We start from the raw sequence: 14,793 nt of genomic DNA, 5'->3' as shown, positions 1-14,793 counted from the left end.
CTATCGGCCTCCCTTCTTTCGCTTGCGCCTTCGTATCTTCCTGCCCTCGGCAGCGAGGTCGGCACTCTGCACGGCGCCGATCCGTTCGGCCGCATTCGATTGTCCCTGCGTCAGGATAAACCGCGCGAAGGCGACGGTGGCGAGAAAGCCGACAAGGCCGAGCGAAATGGCGATATCGATATACAGCGTGAACCCCGTCTTGATGGCAATGACAGCGATGAAGCCGATGACGATCGCGACCAGCATGTCGAGTGCCAGGACCCTGTCCGGCAATGTCGGGCCGGCGACGACACGATAGACTGTCAGCAGGAACGCCATGCTCAGAATGCCGAGCGCCACCATGGCACCGGCCGAAACAACGGATGCGGCGATCATCGGAAAGCCTCCATGATCCGGCGTTCGAAGCCATCCGCGATACTGCGCCGGATGGCCTCTGGATCGGAGCAATCGAGTGCGTGCACATAGAGTATCTTACGGTCGTCGGAAACATCGACGGATAGGGTGCCGGGCGTCAGCGTGATCAGATTGGCAAGCAGGGTAATTTCGAAATCGCGATCGACCGTCAGCGGAAATGCAAAGATCCCGGGCTTTACGTCCATCCTCGGGCTCATGACCGCCACAGCGACCGCCCAGGCCGATTTGGCAAGCTCACCCAGAAACAGCAGCAACAGCGAAATTATCTTGCGCACCCGGCCCAGATAGAGTCCGCCTCCATAGGACGCCCGGACGATCGACAGGGCAACTGCCGCAAGGGCGAAGCCGAACAGGAGGTTAAGGAAAGAGGCGCTGCCAGTGATGGCCACCCAAACAATGGCAAGCAGCAGGTTGAAGATAAACAGGATCATTGAGCGCCTCCCGCCGCCGGAAAGACGGATTGCAGATAGGCCGTCGGCTGCTCGAGGCCGAGAGCGGCCGCATGCGTCAGATGCAGGAGCCATTCCGGAAACAAGCCGAAGCCCACGACAAGCAGGGCGAGACCAAGAAGCGGCAGTGCGGCATGCCATTTCATCCGCTCTGCCGTGACGCTGGCTGCGGCAGGACGCCAATAGGCAAGCAGAAACACCCGCCCGGAAACGATGGTCGTCAGGAATCCAACCAGAAGGATTGCTGCGGCGAGCCACCAGGCTCCTGCCGCAAACGCAGCCTTGACGAGTACGACCTTGGGCCAGAAGCCTGAAAATGGCGGCAGGCCGCTGATGGCAAGGAACAGGACCAGCGAGAGGCCGGCAAACCAGCCGTTTTGGCGATAGAGGCCGCCAAGAACTGTCAGTGAAAAGCCTCCGCCGAGATGTGCCGCCTGCCCGGCAATCAGGTAAAGCGCCGTCATCAAGACCATCGAATGCAAGGCGTAGAAGATCGTTCCGCTGAGACCGTCGACACTGCCGAGAGCCACGCCCGCCAGCATCGTGCCGATGCCTGAAATGACGATGTAGCCCAGCATTCGGCGGATATCATTTGCACCCAGCGCACCCATCATTCCGACAAGCATGGTCACGATGGCGATGATCGTAACAAGCGGGCCGAGCCCTGCCCGCTCGACAGGCAACAGCATGACCAGAATCCGGATCAGCGCATAGATGCCCACCTTGGTCAGCAAGCCGGCAAACAAAGCCGAAACGGTGATGCGCGGGGTGTGGTAGGAGGCCGGAAGCCAGAAATTGACCGGGAAGGCGGCGGCCTTCATGCCGAAAGCCAGCAGGAACAGGCCGGCGAGCGTCATCAGCGGCGCGTTGCTGTCACCCGCCCTCACCTTCACCGCGATATCGGCCATGTTGAGCGTGCCGAAAACAGCGTAGAGATAACCCACGGAAACGAGGAAGAGCGTGGTCGCGATGAGGTTCAATACGGCATATTTCAGCGCGCCGTCGATCTGCTCCGGCTCCGAGCCGAGGATCAGCAGACCGAAGGAAGAGATCAGGAGCACCTCGAACCATACATAGAGATTGAAGACGTCGCCTGTCAGAAAGGCGCCGCTGACGCCGGCAAGCAGCAGCATCAGGAATGGAAAGAAGCCATATCGCCGGCTGCTCACGGTGATTTCGCCAAGCGAATAGAAACTTGCCGCGAGTGCGACGAGCGCCGCCGCCAGAGCCATGAGCGCGCCGAAAATATCGACGGTGAAGGCAATGCCGAAGGGCGGCAGCCATCGCCCCATGACCATGGTCACGGCGCCGTCGCTGACGACCCTATAGAGCAAGGCGGCATCGATCAGAACCAGCAGCACAAGGCCGGGAATGGCGACCGCCGCCTGCCATTCGGTGCGATTGCGCAGCATCAGAAGGATCGCACCGAGCCCGATGCACAAGACGATCGGCGAAATGACGAGCCAATGTCCCATCGGTATCGGCGCGGCAACCAGCGCTTGGGAGAGATCAACTGCGATATCTGTGGGTCCGGCCATTGCGTCAGTACCCCAAGGGCGGCAGTGGCCGCTCCTCCGGTTCGGCGAGCCGCATTTCGTCCGTGTCGTCGGTTTTCAAGGCCTGATAGGCCCGATAGGTCAGGACAAGCAGAAAGGCCAGGAACGAGAAGGAAATGACGATCGCAGTCAGGATCAATGCCTGCGGCAGCGGATTGGCGGCTGCAAGATCGAGCGTGGTTGATCCCCTTTGGATGATCGGCGGCACTTCGCGCGTGACCCGGCCTGCCGTGAATAGCAGAAGGTTGACGGCATTACCGAGGATCGCGATGCCGAGCATGATGCGGATCGAGTACCGCGACAGCATGAGATAGATAGCAGCGGTGAAGAAGATGCCGACGACGACGGCGAAGACGGCCTCCATCAATCCACCTCCCCCTCTTCGAGCGCGAGCGCGATCGAGGTGATGGCGCCGACGACGACCAGATAGACACCCGTGTCGAAGAGCATGACGGTGGAAAGCGGCACTTCGATGCCGAACAGGCGCGGATAGATCCAGAGTCCGGTCATGAACGGTACGCCGGCAAAGACGGACACCATGCCGGCGATGGTCGCCGCAGCCAGGCCGAAGCCGGCAATCGACAGCGGGTGGACGACAATCGCACGGCGGACCGCCGTCACACCGCAGGCGATTCCATAGATCGCGAGCGCCGAGGCCGCAATCAGGCCTCCGATAAAGCCGCCGCCGGGCTCGTTATGGCCGCGCAGCAGCACGAAAACGGAGAAGAGCAACATCAGGGCCGTCAGAAACGGAGCAGCGGTGCGGAAGATCAGCGTGTTCACGGGCGTCCGGCCTCCGTCCTCTGATCAAGACCGGGCTTATCCTCAAGATCAGGATCGTTTGTCGCAAGCTTGCGCTCGCCGCCGGCGCGGATGCGGATCAGCGCCAGGATGGCAAGACCGGTCATGGCGACCACGGCAATTTCGCCCAGCGTATCCGTGCCGCGGAAATCGACGATGATGACGTTGACCACGTTGTCGCCATGCGCGATCAGCTTCGAATATTGATTGAAGAAGGCGGTCAGCGTCAGGTCGAACGGCGCCTCCGTCGCCTTAAGCAGGAGCAGCGCCAAGCCGGCGCCGCAGGCTGTGGCGAGGGCGGCGTGGCCGATCCTTGCAAGCGGCGGACGCCTGTCGGACGGTGAAAGACGCAGGCGCGTCATGACCAGCGCCAGGATCACCACCGCCAGCGTCTCGACCATGAACTGCGTGAAGGAAAGATCCGGCGCACCGAACAGCAGGAAGATGACGGCGACGGCAAAGCCCTGAATGCCGAGCGAAACGATCGCCGTCAGCCGGTCGCGCGCAAAGACCACCGCCGCAACGCCGATGACCGCGATCAGGAAGATCGTCGCCTCATGCCATTGCAGGTTCGGCCAGGCTGGCATGGCGGGCAGTTCGCCGTGGATCATAGGAGGAATCAGCAGCATTGCCGCCAGGCAGAGGAAGGTGACGGTGACGTAGATTTCCAGCCGGCCGGGCTGAAGGAGACGGGAGACGCCATGCGACAGCCGCACCAGGCCGGAAATGAAGCCGTCGAAGCCGCGATCCGGTCCAGGCCCGAGGGCGCGCAGCATGACTGATATCAGGAAGCGGGCGTGATCGAGCTGCCAGTAGACGATGATGCCGATCAGGACGGTGACCAGCGAAAGCGCCAAAGGCAAGCCGATATGCGGGATCAAGGAGATCGAAATCTCCAATCCCTTGCCGCCGACCGCGCTCGCCATCGGCGAAGAGACATACGCGTGCCAGGGAGCCGAAAACAAAGCCGACAGGAGGCCGAGAAGAGCGAGCACCACCGGCCCCAGCCAGAGCAATGGTGGCGCCTCATGCGGCTGGTGAGGCGTTTCGGTTCGCAGACCGATGAAGGGCTTCAGCGCCACGGCAAAGGCGATGGCAAACATCAGCGCATTGCCGGCAACAGTGATGACGGTGAGGATGATCGCGGCCGGCGATGACTGCGCGAGCGCGGCATAGATCTCCTCCTTGGCAAGGAAGCCGAAAGCCGGCGGCAGACCACCCATCGACACCGCCGCAACGAGCGCGGTTGCAAAGGTCAGCGGCATGGCCGAACGCAGGCCGCCAAGCCGGGTGATATCGCGCGTTCCCGTTTCATGATCGACGATGCCGGCGACCATGAACAGGGCGCCCTTGAACAGCGAATGCGCGACGAGATAGAGGACGGCGGCCTCGACGGCATAATCCGTGCCGAAACCGGTGAGCATCACGAGCAGGCCGAGCGAGGAGACTGTCGTATAGGCAAGCTTCAGCTTCAGATCGGTCTGGCGAATGGCAAGTAGAGTTCCGACGAGCAGTGTCGCCGCGCCGAAGGCCGGCAGGATCGTCTGCCACGCCATGGTCCCGCCCATGACCGGATTGAGCCGCATCAGCAGATATACGCCTGCCTTTACCATGGTTGCGGAGTGCAGATAGGCCGAGACCGGGGTCGGCGCTTCCATGGCATTCGGCAGCCAGAAGTGAAACGGGAACTGCGCCGATTTGGTAAAGGCACCGCCGAGCACAAGAATGAGGGCTGCAAGATAGATGGGGCTTGCGCGCATGATATCGCCGGCCTTCAGGAGATCGGACATCGCGCCGATGCCGGTCACCTGCCAGACCAGCAGTAGGCCGGCCAGCAACAGCAGCCCGCCGCCACCGGTCACGACCAGCGCCTGCAGTGCGGCCCGCCGCGACGCTTCCCGATGATGATCGAAGCCGATCAGCAGGAAGGAGGTGATCGAGGTCAGCTCCCAGAAGACGAAGAGCGTCAGGAAACTGTCCGAGACCACGAGCCCGAGCATCGAGCCCATGAAAAGAAAGATGAACGAGAAGAATCGGCCGAGATCGACATGCCCCCTCAGATAGCCGCCGGCATAGAGGACGATCAGCGAGCCGATGCCGGTGATGAGCAAAGCGAAGGTGAGCGACAGGCCGTCAATCAGCCAGGAAAACCTAAGATCAAGGCTCGGCACCCAATCGAAACCGCCAAGCTGGACGCGACCGGCGGCGACAGTGGGAAGGAAGCTCGCAAAATGAAGGAAGGTAAGGCCGGGAAGCAGCGCCAGGAGCCACGCCGCATTGTGGCCCAAACGCCGAACGACAACCGGCGCGATCAGCGCACCGAGAAAGGGCAGGCATAGAGCCAGGAATGTCAGGCCCGCGGCGGCGGCGGCCATGCTCCCCCCTTATCGAACGATCATGCGGAATCCGGCGAAGCCGGAGCTGATTTGAAGGGATAGGCGAAAGGGCACATGGCCTCAAGCCCTGCCGAGGGAAAACCGGACTTAAACCACTGAAATCGATTTTTGCTGCCAGCGGCCTTAGCGGTTGCGGGACATAACGGATCGTCCGGAAGCCCGCGATGCCGGTTTGGACGTGGCATCCCCGCCGAATTCCCACCATTCCTGCATGGCTCGCAATGAAGTTGTAATGAATTTGCGCTAATTTATCGGTATTTTCTGAACCGCTATGGAAATTGCGCTCAAAAAAGCGCTAATCTTGACCGGTTTGCAGATCCTGCCTCCCGGAAACCGCAATGCTCACCCGCGTCATTACCCTCCTGCTCCTTTCGACCAGCCCGGTCTCTGCCGCGGACTGGTGGTCGTATGACAATGCAGGTCTTGGCTATGCAATCGAGCTGCCGTCGGAATTCCGTCTTACCGCCCCTTCCGAAGATACCGACCGGCTTTCGCTATCGCCAGCGGATCGCTCGGCTTCGCTGCAGGTCTTCGGCACGATGATCGCCAATGGCGATTTCATTTCGGAGGCAAATGGGCGCGTGGCGCTCGCCAGGGACCAGGGCTGGAAAATTTCCTATTCGAAATCGAACTCGCGCGGCATCAGTTTTTCCGGCACGAGGCAGGGGCGCATCGTTTATGTGCGTGGGGTCGCGCTCTGCAACGGAGGCGCCGCCTTCTTCCAGATGGATTATTCAAAGGCTGATATGCAGCGCTACGACGCCGTCGTCATGCGCCTGGTGCGCAGCCTGCGTTCGACGAAGAAATGCACGCCCACAGCCGAGATCGTCAAAAATTTTCCGGCGACAGGCTGAAACAGGTCAGCACCGCCGAATAGTGTACGGCGGCCGCGGTAACGACGAAGCCATGCCAGATGGCGTTCTGGAAACGCAGCCTTTCCCAGACGTGAAAGACCACGCCGAGCGAATAGATCACGCCGCCGATGACGATGAGCAGCATCGAGGCAAACGGGATATGCATGGAAACGGGCTTGGCGACGAGGATGCCGCTCCAGCCCATCGCAAGGTAGAGCAGGATCGCCAGCCGATCGAAGCGTCCCGGAAAAAGGACCTTCAGGATGATGCCGAAGGCCGCAAAGACCCAGACGGCGATCAGCACGCCCAAAAGCAGCGGATCTTCGGACCCCCGCTCCAGAAAAGGCGTATAGGTGGCGGCGATGAGGACATAGATGAAGGAGTGATCGAAACGGCGGAGAAACCACTTCGTCCTAGACACGGGCCATAGATTGTAGGTGAAGGACATCCCAAGCGTCAGCACCAGACCGACGCCATAGATCCAGGCGGCGGCGATACCGCCATAGGAGCTCCAAACCGTCGCATAGAAGATCAATACGGTGGCGCCGATCAGCGCGAAGACCACGCCGACACCATTGACGATGCCGTCCGCGATAATCTCATATCGGTCATAGGCCCAACGGATGCCTCTGTACTCGGTCATTTCATCCGGTTCCCTTTTCCGTAGCGCGTCGATCCTTGCACCGGAGTGAAGAGGACGCAACTGCGCCAAACGCGCGCATCGATCAATCTTCGTGAATGGCTGCCGCAGGCCTGCCCATCACCCGTCAATGGAAAGCGAACGCTCAATCCGCAATTTATGGCCTTCTGTGAACAATCGAAATCCGCCATATGAATGTGCAAGTACAGCGGGCCAGGGGATCAAAGAGGCATATCAACCGGCGAAACCCTCCTGCCCGCCGCTAGCGGCCATTGCCGCCGACGCCGGTTGCCTTTTTCAAGATTATCGAAGTTGGAACTCACCCCATGACCGAAGCCGCCCCCTCCTACGCCTTGACCCGTCCTGCCTATGTCGGCGGGTCCCATCTTGTCGTTACCGATCTGCCGCTCGTGTCGCGCTTCTACCAGGATATGCTTGGCCTGAAGGTCATCGAGAAGACGGCAAGCGGCGAGGTTCTGGGCGTCGCCGGTCATCCCCTTCTGACGCTGACGACGGATCGGGCCGCGACGCGTGCGCCGACAACGGCCGCGGGCCTGTTCCACACCGCCTTCCTGATGCCGAGCCGCGTCGAGCTGGCGCGCTGGCTTCGCCATGCCGCCCAAAACAATGTCGTGCTGGAAGGCGCTTCGGACCATATCGTCAGTGAAGCCATCTACCTGTCCGACCCGGAAGGCAACGGCATCGAAATCTATGCCGACCGGCCGCATGAGCAGTGGACATTTCACGATGACGGCACGGTCGAGATGGCCACGCTCCGGCTCGATCTCCAGAAGCTCTACGAAAGCGCCCCGCAGGATCACTGGGACGGCATGGCTGAGGGCTCCGCCATCGGCCACATCCACCTGCAGGTCGGCGACGTGGCCGAAGCGAACGCCTTCTATCGCGACGTGCTGGGCATGAAGGTCATGGCGGCGCGCTATCCGGGTGCGACCTTCCTTGCCACCGGCGGCTACCACCATCATCTCGGCGCCAATACCTGGAACAGCCGGGGCGCCGGCGTGCGCAGCGAACATATGACCGGCCTTTCCGACTATACGCTACGGTTCAACGACAAAGCTGCGCTCGACAAGGCAGCAGCGGCTCTGGAGAAGCACGAAATCAAGACCGAGAAACGTGATGGCGGCATATCGCTGCGCGACCCCTGGGGCATTGGGCTGAACCTGATCGCCTGATTTGCTTCTATTCGCTATCGCTTCATGCCCGTTACGGAACCGGAACGAGCCTTTCCGCGTTTGAATAGCGAGGCGATCGTGCCTTCAGGAACCCGCAGGGCATGGAAGTCGATAAAATCGTCACGCAGCGATCGGAAGCAACAATTGTACGCGAAGGCAGGCCCGACGCGGAACGCAATGCATCCGACGATGACGGCGGCGAGGACAGTATTTTCGACATGTCCCATGGCTCGCGGCGCGGCAGGCTTGATGTCGCCGCCTCCTGGGCGACCATAGGCATCTTCCTCATGTTCGCCTTGGCGGGCGTCTACATGATGTCGCTGATCCTCATTCCGGTGACGCTGGCGGTCGTCGTCGGCATGATTCTTGGACTTGCGGCAGAAAAGCTCAGCAAGCTTGGCGTGCCTCGCGTTTTGAACGCTGTCCTCCTTTCATCGGGCGTCGCACTGGTTATCTTCCTCATTGTCAATGCGCTTGCCGGACCTGTGGCCACGCTCGCGCAAGAGCTGCCCGATTTCGTCCAACGGACCTCCGACCGGCTGATGCCCTATCTCGGCCGTTTCAAATGGCTGCATATCTCGTCCGAAACATTTCAGGGCAGCCCTGTCTCGATCAGCACCGTGCTCGAAAACAGCGGCAATGTGCTGCATCTCGTATCCACGAGCCTCACGCCCGCAATAGTACAGATCCTGATCTTCTTTGCTGCCTTGCTGCTGTTCCTCGCCGGTAGGGTGAGCTTGCGCAAGACGATCATCATGACCTTTTCCACGAGAGCATCTCGCCTCGCTGCGATCCGCATCATCAATGCCGTGGAGCGGGTACTGGGCTTTTACTTCGCGACCGCTTCGTTGATCTATGTCGGAATAGGCGTGGCGATGACTGTGATCGCCTATGTCGGCGGCATGGGCATGCCGATTCTCTGGGGCGTTTTCGCCTTCGTATCCAGCTTCATCCCGTTCCTTGGCGTCACCGCGATGACGCTCTCGCTCGCAATCGCAGGCATCGTCACCCATTCGGACATCATTTTCGGTCTGGCACCGGCCATAGCTTTCTTCGGGGTGCATATGGCCGTGGAAAACCTCGTCTTTCCCGCGGTCATGGGACGCCAATTGGAGCTCAATCCCTTTGTCGTCTTCCTTGCCATTATCTTCTGGACATGGATGTGGGGCGCGGTCGGCGCCATGCTGGCCCTGCCGCTGTCTCTGATCGTCATGACCGTCATCGACGAGCTTTTCATCGAGGAAAAAGCCCAGCCGCAATTGCCGGGTTAGAGCATTGTCTTTTGTCGCCCCGCACGGAAAAGTGCCGCACGCTGTACCCGGAAATATTCCGGCTGATCTGGCGATCAGTTCGTCGTGTCGTCATCGCCCTTTTCAGCGATATCCTGCAGGCGAACGAAATTAACGCCCTTTGCCTTTAGCGCTAGGATGCTGGCCGCTACCCCCTCACCCGCCGCGTGCGTCGGCTGATTGATATGAGAGATGATGACATCGCCATCCCTCGCGGAGGCATATTGCTTTTCCACCATCTTGGCCGGCAGCAGCGACCCACTGTCGCCATTCACGGAATAGCCGGCAATCCGATAGCCCATGCCGCGAATCTGCATGATGGCGGCGGGCGTGTATTTTGCGGTCGCACCGCGAAACCAGCGCGGCTGCGGGATGCCTGCGGCAGTCATCGCATCGGCGCCGCCCTGAACTTCCTGGGCAACCGCCTGCGGAGAACCGGCGGCGGCAATGCCATAGACCTTGGTCGGTACATCGACAGCCGGGATATGATTCTGCCCGTGGTTTTCCAGTTCGAAGAGATCGGGATGGGCAAGGAAAACCTTCAAAGCGTCCGGATTGGTCCGAAGCCAGCGCGCGGTGACGAAGATGGTTGCCGGGATGCGCTGATCGACGAGCGTGCTCAAGATGCGCGGATCCGTCTTGCCCATGCAGGCATCGAAGGTAAGCGCAATGCGAGGTGTGCCCTTACCGGCACGATCGACGTGCAGATGTGGCTCGACGAGCTTGACCTTCGAAACCGGGGCCTTCGGCGGCAATTGCGGCCAACCGGCAGGCGGCTGTTCCGGCTGGGCGGCAAACGCAAGCTTTGCGGCAAACAAGAGCATGGATGTCAGCAAAAGGCGTTTCATCAGGCGGCCACCGGATCGATCAAGCAAACGAAATCTGGCGGCAGGAAGATGATGCCATTCCCAGCCGCAATGCCCGCCATCATCCGGCAACACGCCGGAAATATGGCGGACCGGCGGCATTATGCCATTTCACATCGGAAATGCATCAGGCGTGAAACTGGCTTCAACCTCATCGTGTCTATGCTACGATTGATATGAGATTGGCGTGACACTATCTGCGTATTTTTCCGTGCTCCCAAAGAGAGACATGCATGAGTCGCGATCCCTATGAAGTTTTGGGCGTAAAGCGGGACGCCCCGCAAAAGGATATTCAAAGCGCCTATCGCAAGCTTGCCAAGAAGCTGCATCCAGACCTCAACCCCGGCGACAAGCAAGCCGAGGACAAGTTCAAGGAGGTCTCCTCAGCCTACGGCATCCTCGGCGACGAGGAGAAGCGTGCGCGATTCGACCGCGGCGAAATCGACAGCAGCGGTGCCGAACAGGCGCCGCGCAACTACTACCGCGATTATGCAGCGCAGGAGGGCCAGCGCGGCCGCTATCAGAATGCGGGCGGCTTTGCCGATTTTGGCGATGCCGACGATATATTTTCCAGCTTCTTCTCGCGGCGCAGCCGGGGCCAATCGCAAATGCAGGGTCAAGACCGTCACTATACGATGGAAGTCGATTTTCTCGACGCCATCAACGGCGCCAAGAAGCAGATCAGCCTGCCGGACGGGCCTGCCCTCGACGTTCAAATCCCACCGGGAACGCGCGACGGGCAAACGCTTCGGCTGAAGGGCAAGGGTGATCCAGGCTTCAACGGTGGCAAGCCAGGAGATGCGCTGATTGCGGTGCATGTACGCCCACACCGCTTCTATACCCGCGACGGCGACGATATCAGAATGGAAGTGCCGATTTCGCTGGCCGAAGCTGTGCTCGGCGGCAAGATTCGCGTCCCGACGCCGTCCGGAGCTGTCACCGTCACGCTGCCGCCGAACTCCAATACGGGCAAGGTGCTGCGTTTGAAGGGCAAGGGCGCGCCTGTGCGCGGCAAAGACAGTGGCGATGCCTATGTCTCGCTGAAGATCGTCCTTCCGGATGCGCCGGATCCCGAACTGACGCGCTTCGTTTCCGAATGGGAGGCAGGCAAGGCACAAGATCCCAGAAAGACCATGGGAGGATAAGCGATGAACGAGAACGAGTTTCGACTTCACCTCCGGATCGAAACCACGGTTCTGGAAATCTGGATATCTCAGGGCTGGGTGGTGCCTGAAGTCACCGATCAGGGCCGCAACTTCCGTGACGCCGACATTGCGCGCGGCCGGCTCATCCTCGATCTCAGCAGCGCGATGGGCGTCAATGAGCCGGGCGTCGATGTCGTCATGGATCTTGTGGACCAGCTTCACAGCCTCAGGGCGACACTACGCGACCTGACGGATGCCGTCTGCCGGCAGCCGGCCGATGTGCAGGACCACATATTGTCGGAGCTTACCCGCGTGGAAGCGCTGAAACGGCGATAGGCCCGTGAGACCTCGGATAAGCTGGTCGGACAGACCTGTCGCCCATAATCTCGTCTCCGGGACAGCTCAGAGCGCTCAGTCGTAGAGATAATGCTCCTGCCAGGCGTCGCGCGGAACCTTGTCGCCGATCTGATAGCTCAGATCGCGGACATGAATATGCTGCGGCCCGGTCACGCACGTATATGAGAGATGATACCAGTCACCCTTGCTGCGAAAGACGGCGCCGGGCGCATTCATGGCATCCGGCTGCATATCCGGATCGCCGAATGTATAGGCAATCACCTTGTCCGGCTTGAAACCCGTCTTGTCCGTGCCGATCCGCTTCATGGCCTCTGCGTCGCACGCCTGCTCCATTCGTTCCGAGGGATCGAGCTTCTCCAACTGCTTCTTGATAGCCGCATCGACGGCGAAGGCGGAGGTGGCGATACTGGCCAATGGAAGCAGGATGGCGAAGAGTTTCAGCATGAAGACCGGTCCCTTGCATTGTTTTGGATTTGAGTGCGTTCGCTCCATCGGAGAAGGCTGACCGCCTTCGTGTCGACGCACTGTATGCCGACTTCGAGAAAGAATGTGGTCTCATCAAGGCAGCGCCGATGCGGTCTCCCGCAAGCTGCCAATTGGAGGGAGACTAAGATCGGCTGCTTGCATGGAGCTTGAGGAACAGACTTGCCGCTTGAACCTCACGTCGCCGCCCTCTATTTCTCTCTTCACTTCACATCCGACTTTCACTCCAGAGAAAGCGCCCCTCGTGTCAGTTTTCAAGAATCTTCCCACCCCGCCTGCCGCTCCGAAGAAGCCGTTTACGGATACGCGTCACGGCATTACCCGCACCGACGACTATGCCTGGCTGCGGGCCGATAACTGGCAGGCCATGTTCAAGGACCCATCGATCCTGGCGCCGGAAATCCGGTCGCATCTGGAGGCGGAGAACGCCTACATGAACGCCGCGATGGCGGATACGAAGGAGCTGCAGAAGGTTCTCTTCGGCGAAATGAAGGGTCGCATCAAGGAAGACGACAGCTCGATACCGATGAAGGACGGTCCCTATGCCTACGGCACACTTTTCGTTACCGGCGGCGAGCAGCCCCATTTCTTCCGCGAGCCGCGCAACGGCGGCGAACGCAAGCCGCTGCTGAACGGCGACAAGGAGAATGAAGGAAAATCCTATTTCCGCCTCTCCGGCCTCGATCATTCCTCCGATCACAGCTTCGGCATCTGGGGCTATGACGACAAGGGTTCTGAATATTTCACGCTGAAGATCCGCAATTTCGAGACCGGCGCAGATCTGCCCGACGTGATCGAGAATACCGGCGGCGACGCCGTCTGGGCGCCCGACGGCAAGAGCTTCTTCTATACGCTGCAGGACGAGAACCACCGCCCCTCGAAGATCTTCCATCACATCATCGGCACGCCGCAGTCGGACGATCGGCTCGTCTATGAGGAGGAGGATCCGGGCTTCTTCATGGGCGTCGGCGGCTCGCTGCTCGACGATTACATCTTCATCGATATCCACGATCACGAGACCAGCGAATACCGCATCATCCCGACCTCGGATCTGACCGCCGAGCCCAAGATCGTGGCCGAGCGCGAAACCGAGATCGAATATGAGATCAGCGAAGGCGGCGACGTCTTCTACATTCTCACCAATGACGGCGACGCCAAGGATTTCAAGATCATGGAAGCGCCGGCGGAGAGCCCAGGCAAGGAAAACTGGCGTGAGGTCGTGCCGCATAAGCCGGGCACGCTGATCCTCAGCCATCTCGCCTATGCCCGCCATCTCCTCTGGCTGGAGCGCAAGGACGGCCTGCCGCGCATCATCATCCGCGACCGTCGTACCGGCGAAGAACACGCGATCGCCTTCGAAGAGGAGGCCTATGCGCTCGGCCTGCAGGGTGCTGCAGAATACGATACGGATGTCATCCGCTTCTCCTACTCCTCGATGACGACGCCGAGCCAGCTCTACGACTACAATATGGTGACGCGCGAGCGCACTCTGCTGAAAACGCAGGAAGTGCCCTCTGGTCACAATCCGGAAGACTATGTGACGCGCCGTGTCTTCGCACCCGCTTGGGATGGCGAGACCGTGCCGATAACGCTGCTTTATCGCAAGGACACGCCCCTCGACGGCTCAGCCCCCTGCCTGCTCTATGGTTATGGCGCCTATGGCGTTACCATTCCGGCCGGTTTCAACACCAATTGCCTGTCGCTTGCCGATCGCGGCTTCGTCTATGCCATCGCCCATATCCGCGGCGGCAAGGACAAGGGCTTTGCCTGGTACGAAGACGGCAAGATGGAAAAGAAGACCAATACCTTCAAGGACTTCATCGCAGCCGCCGACTATTTGAATCAGCAGAAGTTCACCTCTTACGCGAAGATCATCGCCGAAGGCGGATCGGCCGGCGGCATGCTGATGGGCGCCGTCGCCAACATGGCGCCGGAGAAATTCGCCGGCATCATCGCCGCCGTGCCCTTCGTCGACGTGCTCAACACCATGCTCGACGACACGCTGCCGCTGACCCCTCCGGAATGGCCTGAATGGGGCAATCCGATCGAGAGCAGGGAAGAGTACGAGCAGATCGCCGCCTATAGTCCCTACGACAATGTCGGCGAGAAGCCCTACCCGCCGATCCTCGCGCTCGGTGGCCTCACCGACCCGCGCGTCACCTATTGGGAACCGGCCAAATGGGTCGCCAAGCTGCGTGAGAAAACCACCAGCAATGCGCCTATTCTCCTGAAGACGAACATGGATGCCGGCCATGGCGGCGCCTCCGGCCGCTTCCAGCGACTGGAGGAAGTGGCGTTCGAATACGCCTTCGCCGTCAAGGTCGCTGAAAAGATGTAAACGGAACGGCGG

General features: G+C 60.3%; 15 protein-coding genes. 6 read left to right on the top strand and 9 right to left on the bottom strand.

What is annotated here, in order from left to right:
* From RTCIAT899_RS05325 to RTCIAT899_RS05300, 6 genes are read right to left on the bottom strand one after another with little or no spacing between them, the layout of a single operon-like run.
* Positions 1-375: a cation:proton antiporter gene (locus RTCIAT899_RS05325; protein ID WP_015339207.1), complete on the bottom strand. Its 375-nt coding sequence runs from the start codon at positions 373-375 to the stop codon at positions 1-3.
* On the bottom strand, positions 372-845 hold the full coding sequence (locus RTCIAT899_RS05320) for a Na+/H+ antiporter subunit E (RefSeq protein ID WP_015339206.1): 474 nt from the start codon (positions 843-845) through the stop codon (positions 372-374). The genes RTCIAT899_RS05325 and RTCIAT899_RS05320 overlap by 4 nt, the downstream gene beginning before the upstream one ends.
* Positions 842-2,401 (bottom strand): Na+/H+ antiporter subunit D, encoded by a 1,560-nt coding sequence (locus tag RTCIAT899_RS05315; protein WP_041677303.1) that lies wholly within the window; start codon positions 2,399-2,401, stop codon positions 842-844. Before RTCIAT899_RS05315 ends, RTCIAT899_RS05320 begins: the two co-directional genes overlap by 4 nt.
* A 4-nt stretch (positions 2,402-2,405) precedes the next feature.
* Positions 2,406-2,783: a Na+/H+ antiporter subunit C gene (locus RTCIAT899_RS05310; RefSeq protein WP_015339204.1), complete on the bottom strand. Its 378-nt coding sequence runs from the start codon at positions 2,781-2,783 to the stop codon at positions 2,406-2,408.
* Positions 2,783-3,202, bottom strand: a complete 420-nt coding sequence (locus tag RTCIAT899_RS05305; RefSeq protein WP_015339203.1) for a Na+/H+ antiporter subunit B — start codon at positions 3,200-3,202, stop codon at positions 2,783-2,785. The genes RTCIAT899_RS05310 and RTCIAT899_RS05305 overlap by 1 nt, the downstream gene beginning before the upstream one ends.
* Positions 3,199-5,595, bottom strand: a complete 2,397-nt coding sequence (locus RTCIAT899_RS05300) for a putative monovalent cation/H+ antiporter subunit A (RefSeq protein WP_015339202.1) — start codon at positions 5,593-5,595, stop codon at positions 3,199-3,201. Before RTCIAT899_RS05300 ends, RTCIAT899_RS05305 begins: the two co-directional genes overlap by 4 nt.
* Before the next feature lie 359 nt (positions 5,596-5,954).
* On the opposite strand from RTCIAT899_RS05300, the gene RTCIAT899_RS05295 reads away from it, so the two are divergent.
* The gene (locus tag RTCIAT899_RS05295; RefSeq protein ID WP_015339201.1) at positions 5,955-6,470 is read left to right on the top strand and encodes a hypothetical protein; all 516 of its coding nucleotides are present in this window, start codon (positions 5,955-5,957) and stop codon (positions 6,468-6,470) included.
* Here the strand turns inward: RTCIAT899_RS05295 and trhA are convergent.
* Positions 6,445-7,113 carry a PAQR family membrane homeostasis protein TrhA gene (gene trhA / locus RTCIAT899_RS05290; RefSeq protein WP_015339200.1) on the bottom strand — a complete coding sequence of 223 codons (669 nt, stop codon included), beginning with the start codon at positions 7,111-7,113 and terminating at the stop codon, positions 6,445-6,447. The genes RTCIAT899_RS05295 and trhA overlap by 26 nt on opposite strands.
* 323 nt (positions 7,114-7,436) lie before the next feature.
* Here trhA and RTCIAT899_RS05285 point away from each other — a divergent pair, with 323 nt between their 5' ends.
* Positions 7,437-8,303: a VOC family protein gene (locus RTCIAT899_RS05285; protein WP_015339199.1), complete on the top strand. Its 867-nt coding sequence runs from the start codon at positions 7,437-7,439 to the stop codon at positions 8,301-8,303.
* A gap of 101 nt (positions 8,304-8,404) precedes the next feature.
* Positions 8,405-9,574 carry an AI-2E family transporter gene (locus RTCIAT899_RS05280; protein ID WP_015339198.1) on the top strand — a complete coding sequence of 390 codons (1,170 nt, stop codon included), beginning with the start codon at positions 8,405-8,407 and terminating at the stop codon, positions 9,572-9,574.
* A gap of 74 nt (positions 9,575-9,648) precedes the next feature.
* Here RTCIAT899_RS05280 and RTCIAT899_RS05275 read toward each other — a convergent pair whose 3' ends face one another.
* The gene (locus RTCIAT899_RS05275) at positions 9,649-10,440 is read right to left on the bottom strand and encodes a polysaccharide deacetylase family protein (RefSeq protein ID WP_041677826.1); all 792 of its coding nucleotides are present in this window, start codon (positions 10,438-10,440) and stop codon (positions 9,649-9,651) included.
* Positions 10,441-10,691: 251 nt separating this feature from the next.
* Here RTCIAT899_RS05275 and RTCIAT899_RS05270 point away from each other — a divergent pair, with 251 nt between their 5' ends.
* A complete protein-coding gene (locus RTCIAT899_RS05270) occupies positions 10,692-11,603 on the top strand; it encodes a DnaJ C-terminal domain-containing protein (protein WP_015339196.1) in 912 nt (303 codons plus the stop codon).
* A gap of 3 nt (positions 11,604-11,606) precedes the next feature.
* Positions 11,607-11,939 (top strand): chaperone modulator CbpM, encoded by a 333-nt coding sequence (locus RTCIAT899_RS05265; protein ID WP_015339195.1) that lies wholly within the window; start codon positions 11,607-11,609, stop codon positions 11,937-11,939.
* 75 nt (positions 11,940-12,014) lie between these two features.
* On the opposite strand, the gene RTCIAT899_RS05260 is transcribed toward RTCIAT899_RS05265, so the two are convergent.
* Entirely contained in the window at positions 12,015-12,404 is a 390-nt protein-coding gene (locus tag RTCIAT899_RS05260; RefSeq protein WP_015339194.1) for a DUF930 domain-containing protein, read from the bottom strand.
* Positions 12,405-12,687: 283 nt separating this feature from the next.
* On the opposite strand from RTCIAT899_RS05260, the gene RTCIAT899_RS05255 reads away from it, so the two are divergent.
* Entirely contained in the window at positions 12,688-14,781 is a 2,094-nt protein-coding gene (locus RTCIAT899_RS05255; RefSeq protein WP_015339193.1) for a S9 family peptidase, read from the top strand.
* Positions 14,782-14,793 lie beyond the last annotated feature (12 nt).

Origin of the sequence: Rhizobium tropici CIAT 899 (genome assembly GCF_000330885.1) — a bacterium.
In the GTDB taxonomy this organism is placed as follows: Bacteria; Pseudomonadota; Alphaproteobacteria; order Rhizobiales; family Rhizobiaceae; genus Rhizobium; species Rhizobium tropici.
The sequence above is the reverse complement of the archived record's forward strand: the minus strand, read 5'-3'. Positions and strand labels throughout refer to the sequence as shown.

Excerpts from the sequence above, each read along its gene's own strand:
- RTCIAT899_RS05325 (WP_015339207.1), bottom strand. The coding sequence starts at position 375 with ATGATCGCCGCATCCGTTGTTTCGGCCGGTGCCATGGTGGCGCTCGGC.
- RTCIAT899_RS05320 (WP_015339206.1), bottom strand. The coding sequence starts at position 845 with ATGATCCTGTTTATCTTCAACCTGCTGCTTGCCATTGTTTGGGTGGCC.
- RTCIAT899_RS05315 (WP_041677303.1), bottom strand. The coding sequence starts at position 2,401 with ATGGCCGGACCCACAGATATCGCAGTTGATCTCTCCCAAGCGCTGGTT.
- RTCIAT899_RS05310 (WP_015339204.1), bottom strand. The coding sequence starts at position 2,783 with ATGGAGGCCGTCTTCGCCGTCGTCGTCGGCATCTTCTTCACCGCTGCT.
- RTCIAT899_RS05300 (WP_015339202.1), bottom strand. The coding sequence starts at position 5,595 with ATGGCCGCCGCCGCCGCGGGCCTGACATTCCTGGCTCTATGCCTGCCC.
- RTCIAT899_RS05295 (WP_015339201.1), top strand. The coding sequence starts at position 5,955 with ATGCTCACCCGCGTCATTACCCTCCTGCTCCTTTCGACCAGCCCGGTC.
- trhA (WP_015339200.1), bottom strand. The coding sequence starts at position 7,113 with ATGACCGAGTACAGAGGCATCCGTTGGGCCTATGACCGATATGAGATT.
- RTCIAT899_RS05285 (WP_015339199.1), top strand. The coding sequence starts at position 7,437 with ATGACCGAAGCCGCCCCCTCCTACGCCTTGACCCGTCCTGCCTATGTC.
- RTCIAT899_RS05280 (WP_015339198.1), top strand. The coding sequence starts at position 8,405 with ATGGAAGTCGATAAAATCGTCACGCAGCGATCGGAAGCAACAATTGTA.
- RTCIAT899_RS05275 (WP_041677826.1), bottom strand. The coding sequence starts at position 10,440 with ATGAAACGCCTTTTGCTGACATCCATGCTCTTGTTTGCCGCAAAGCTT.
- RTCIAT899_RS05270 (WP_015339196.1), top strand. The coding sequence starts at position 10,692 with ATGAGTCGCGATCCCTATGAAGTTTTGGGCGTAAAGCGGGACGCCCCG.
- RTCIAT899_RS05265 (WP_015339195.1), top strand. The coding sequence starts at position 11,607 with ATGAACGAGAACGAGTTTCGACTTCACCTCCGGATCGAAACCACGGTT.
- RTCIAT899_RS05260 (WP_015339194.1), bottom strand. The coding sequence starts at position 12,404 with ATGCTGAAACTCTTCGCCATCCTGCTTCCATTGGCCAGTATCGCCACC.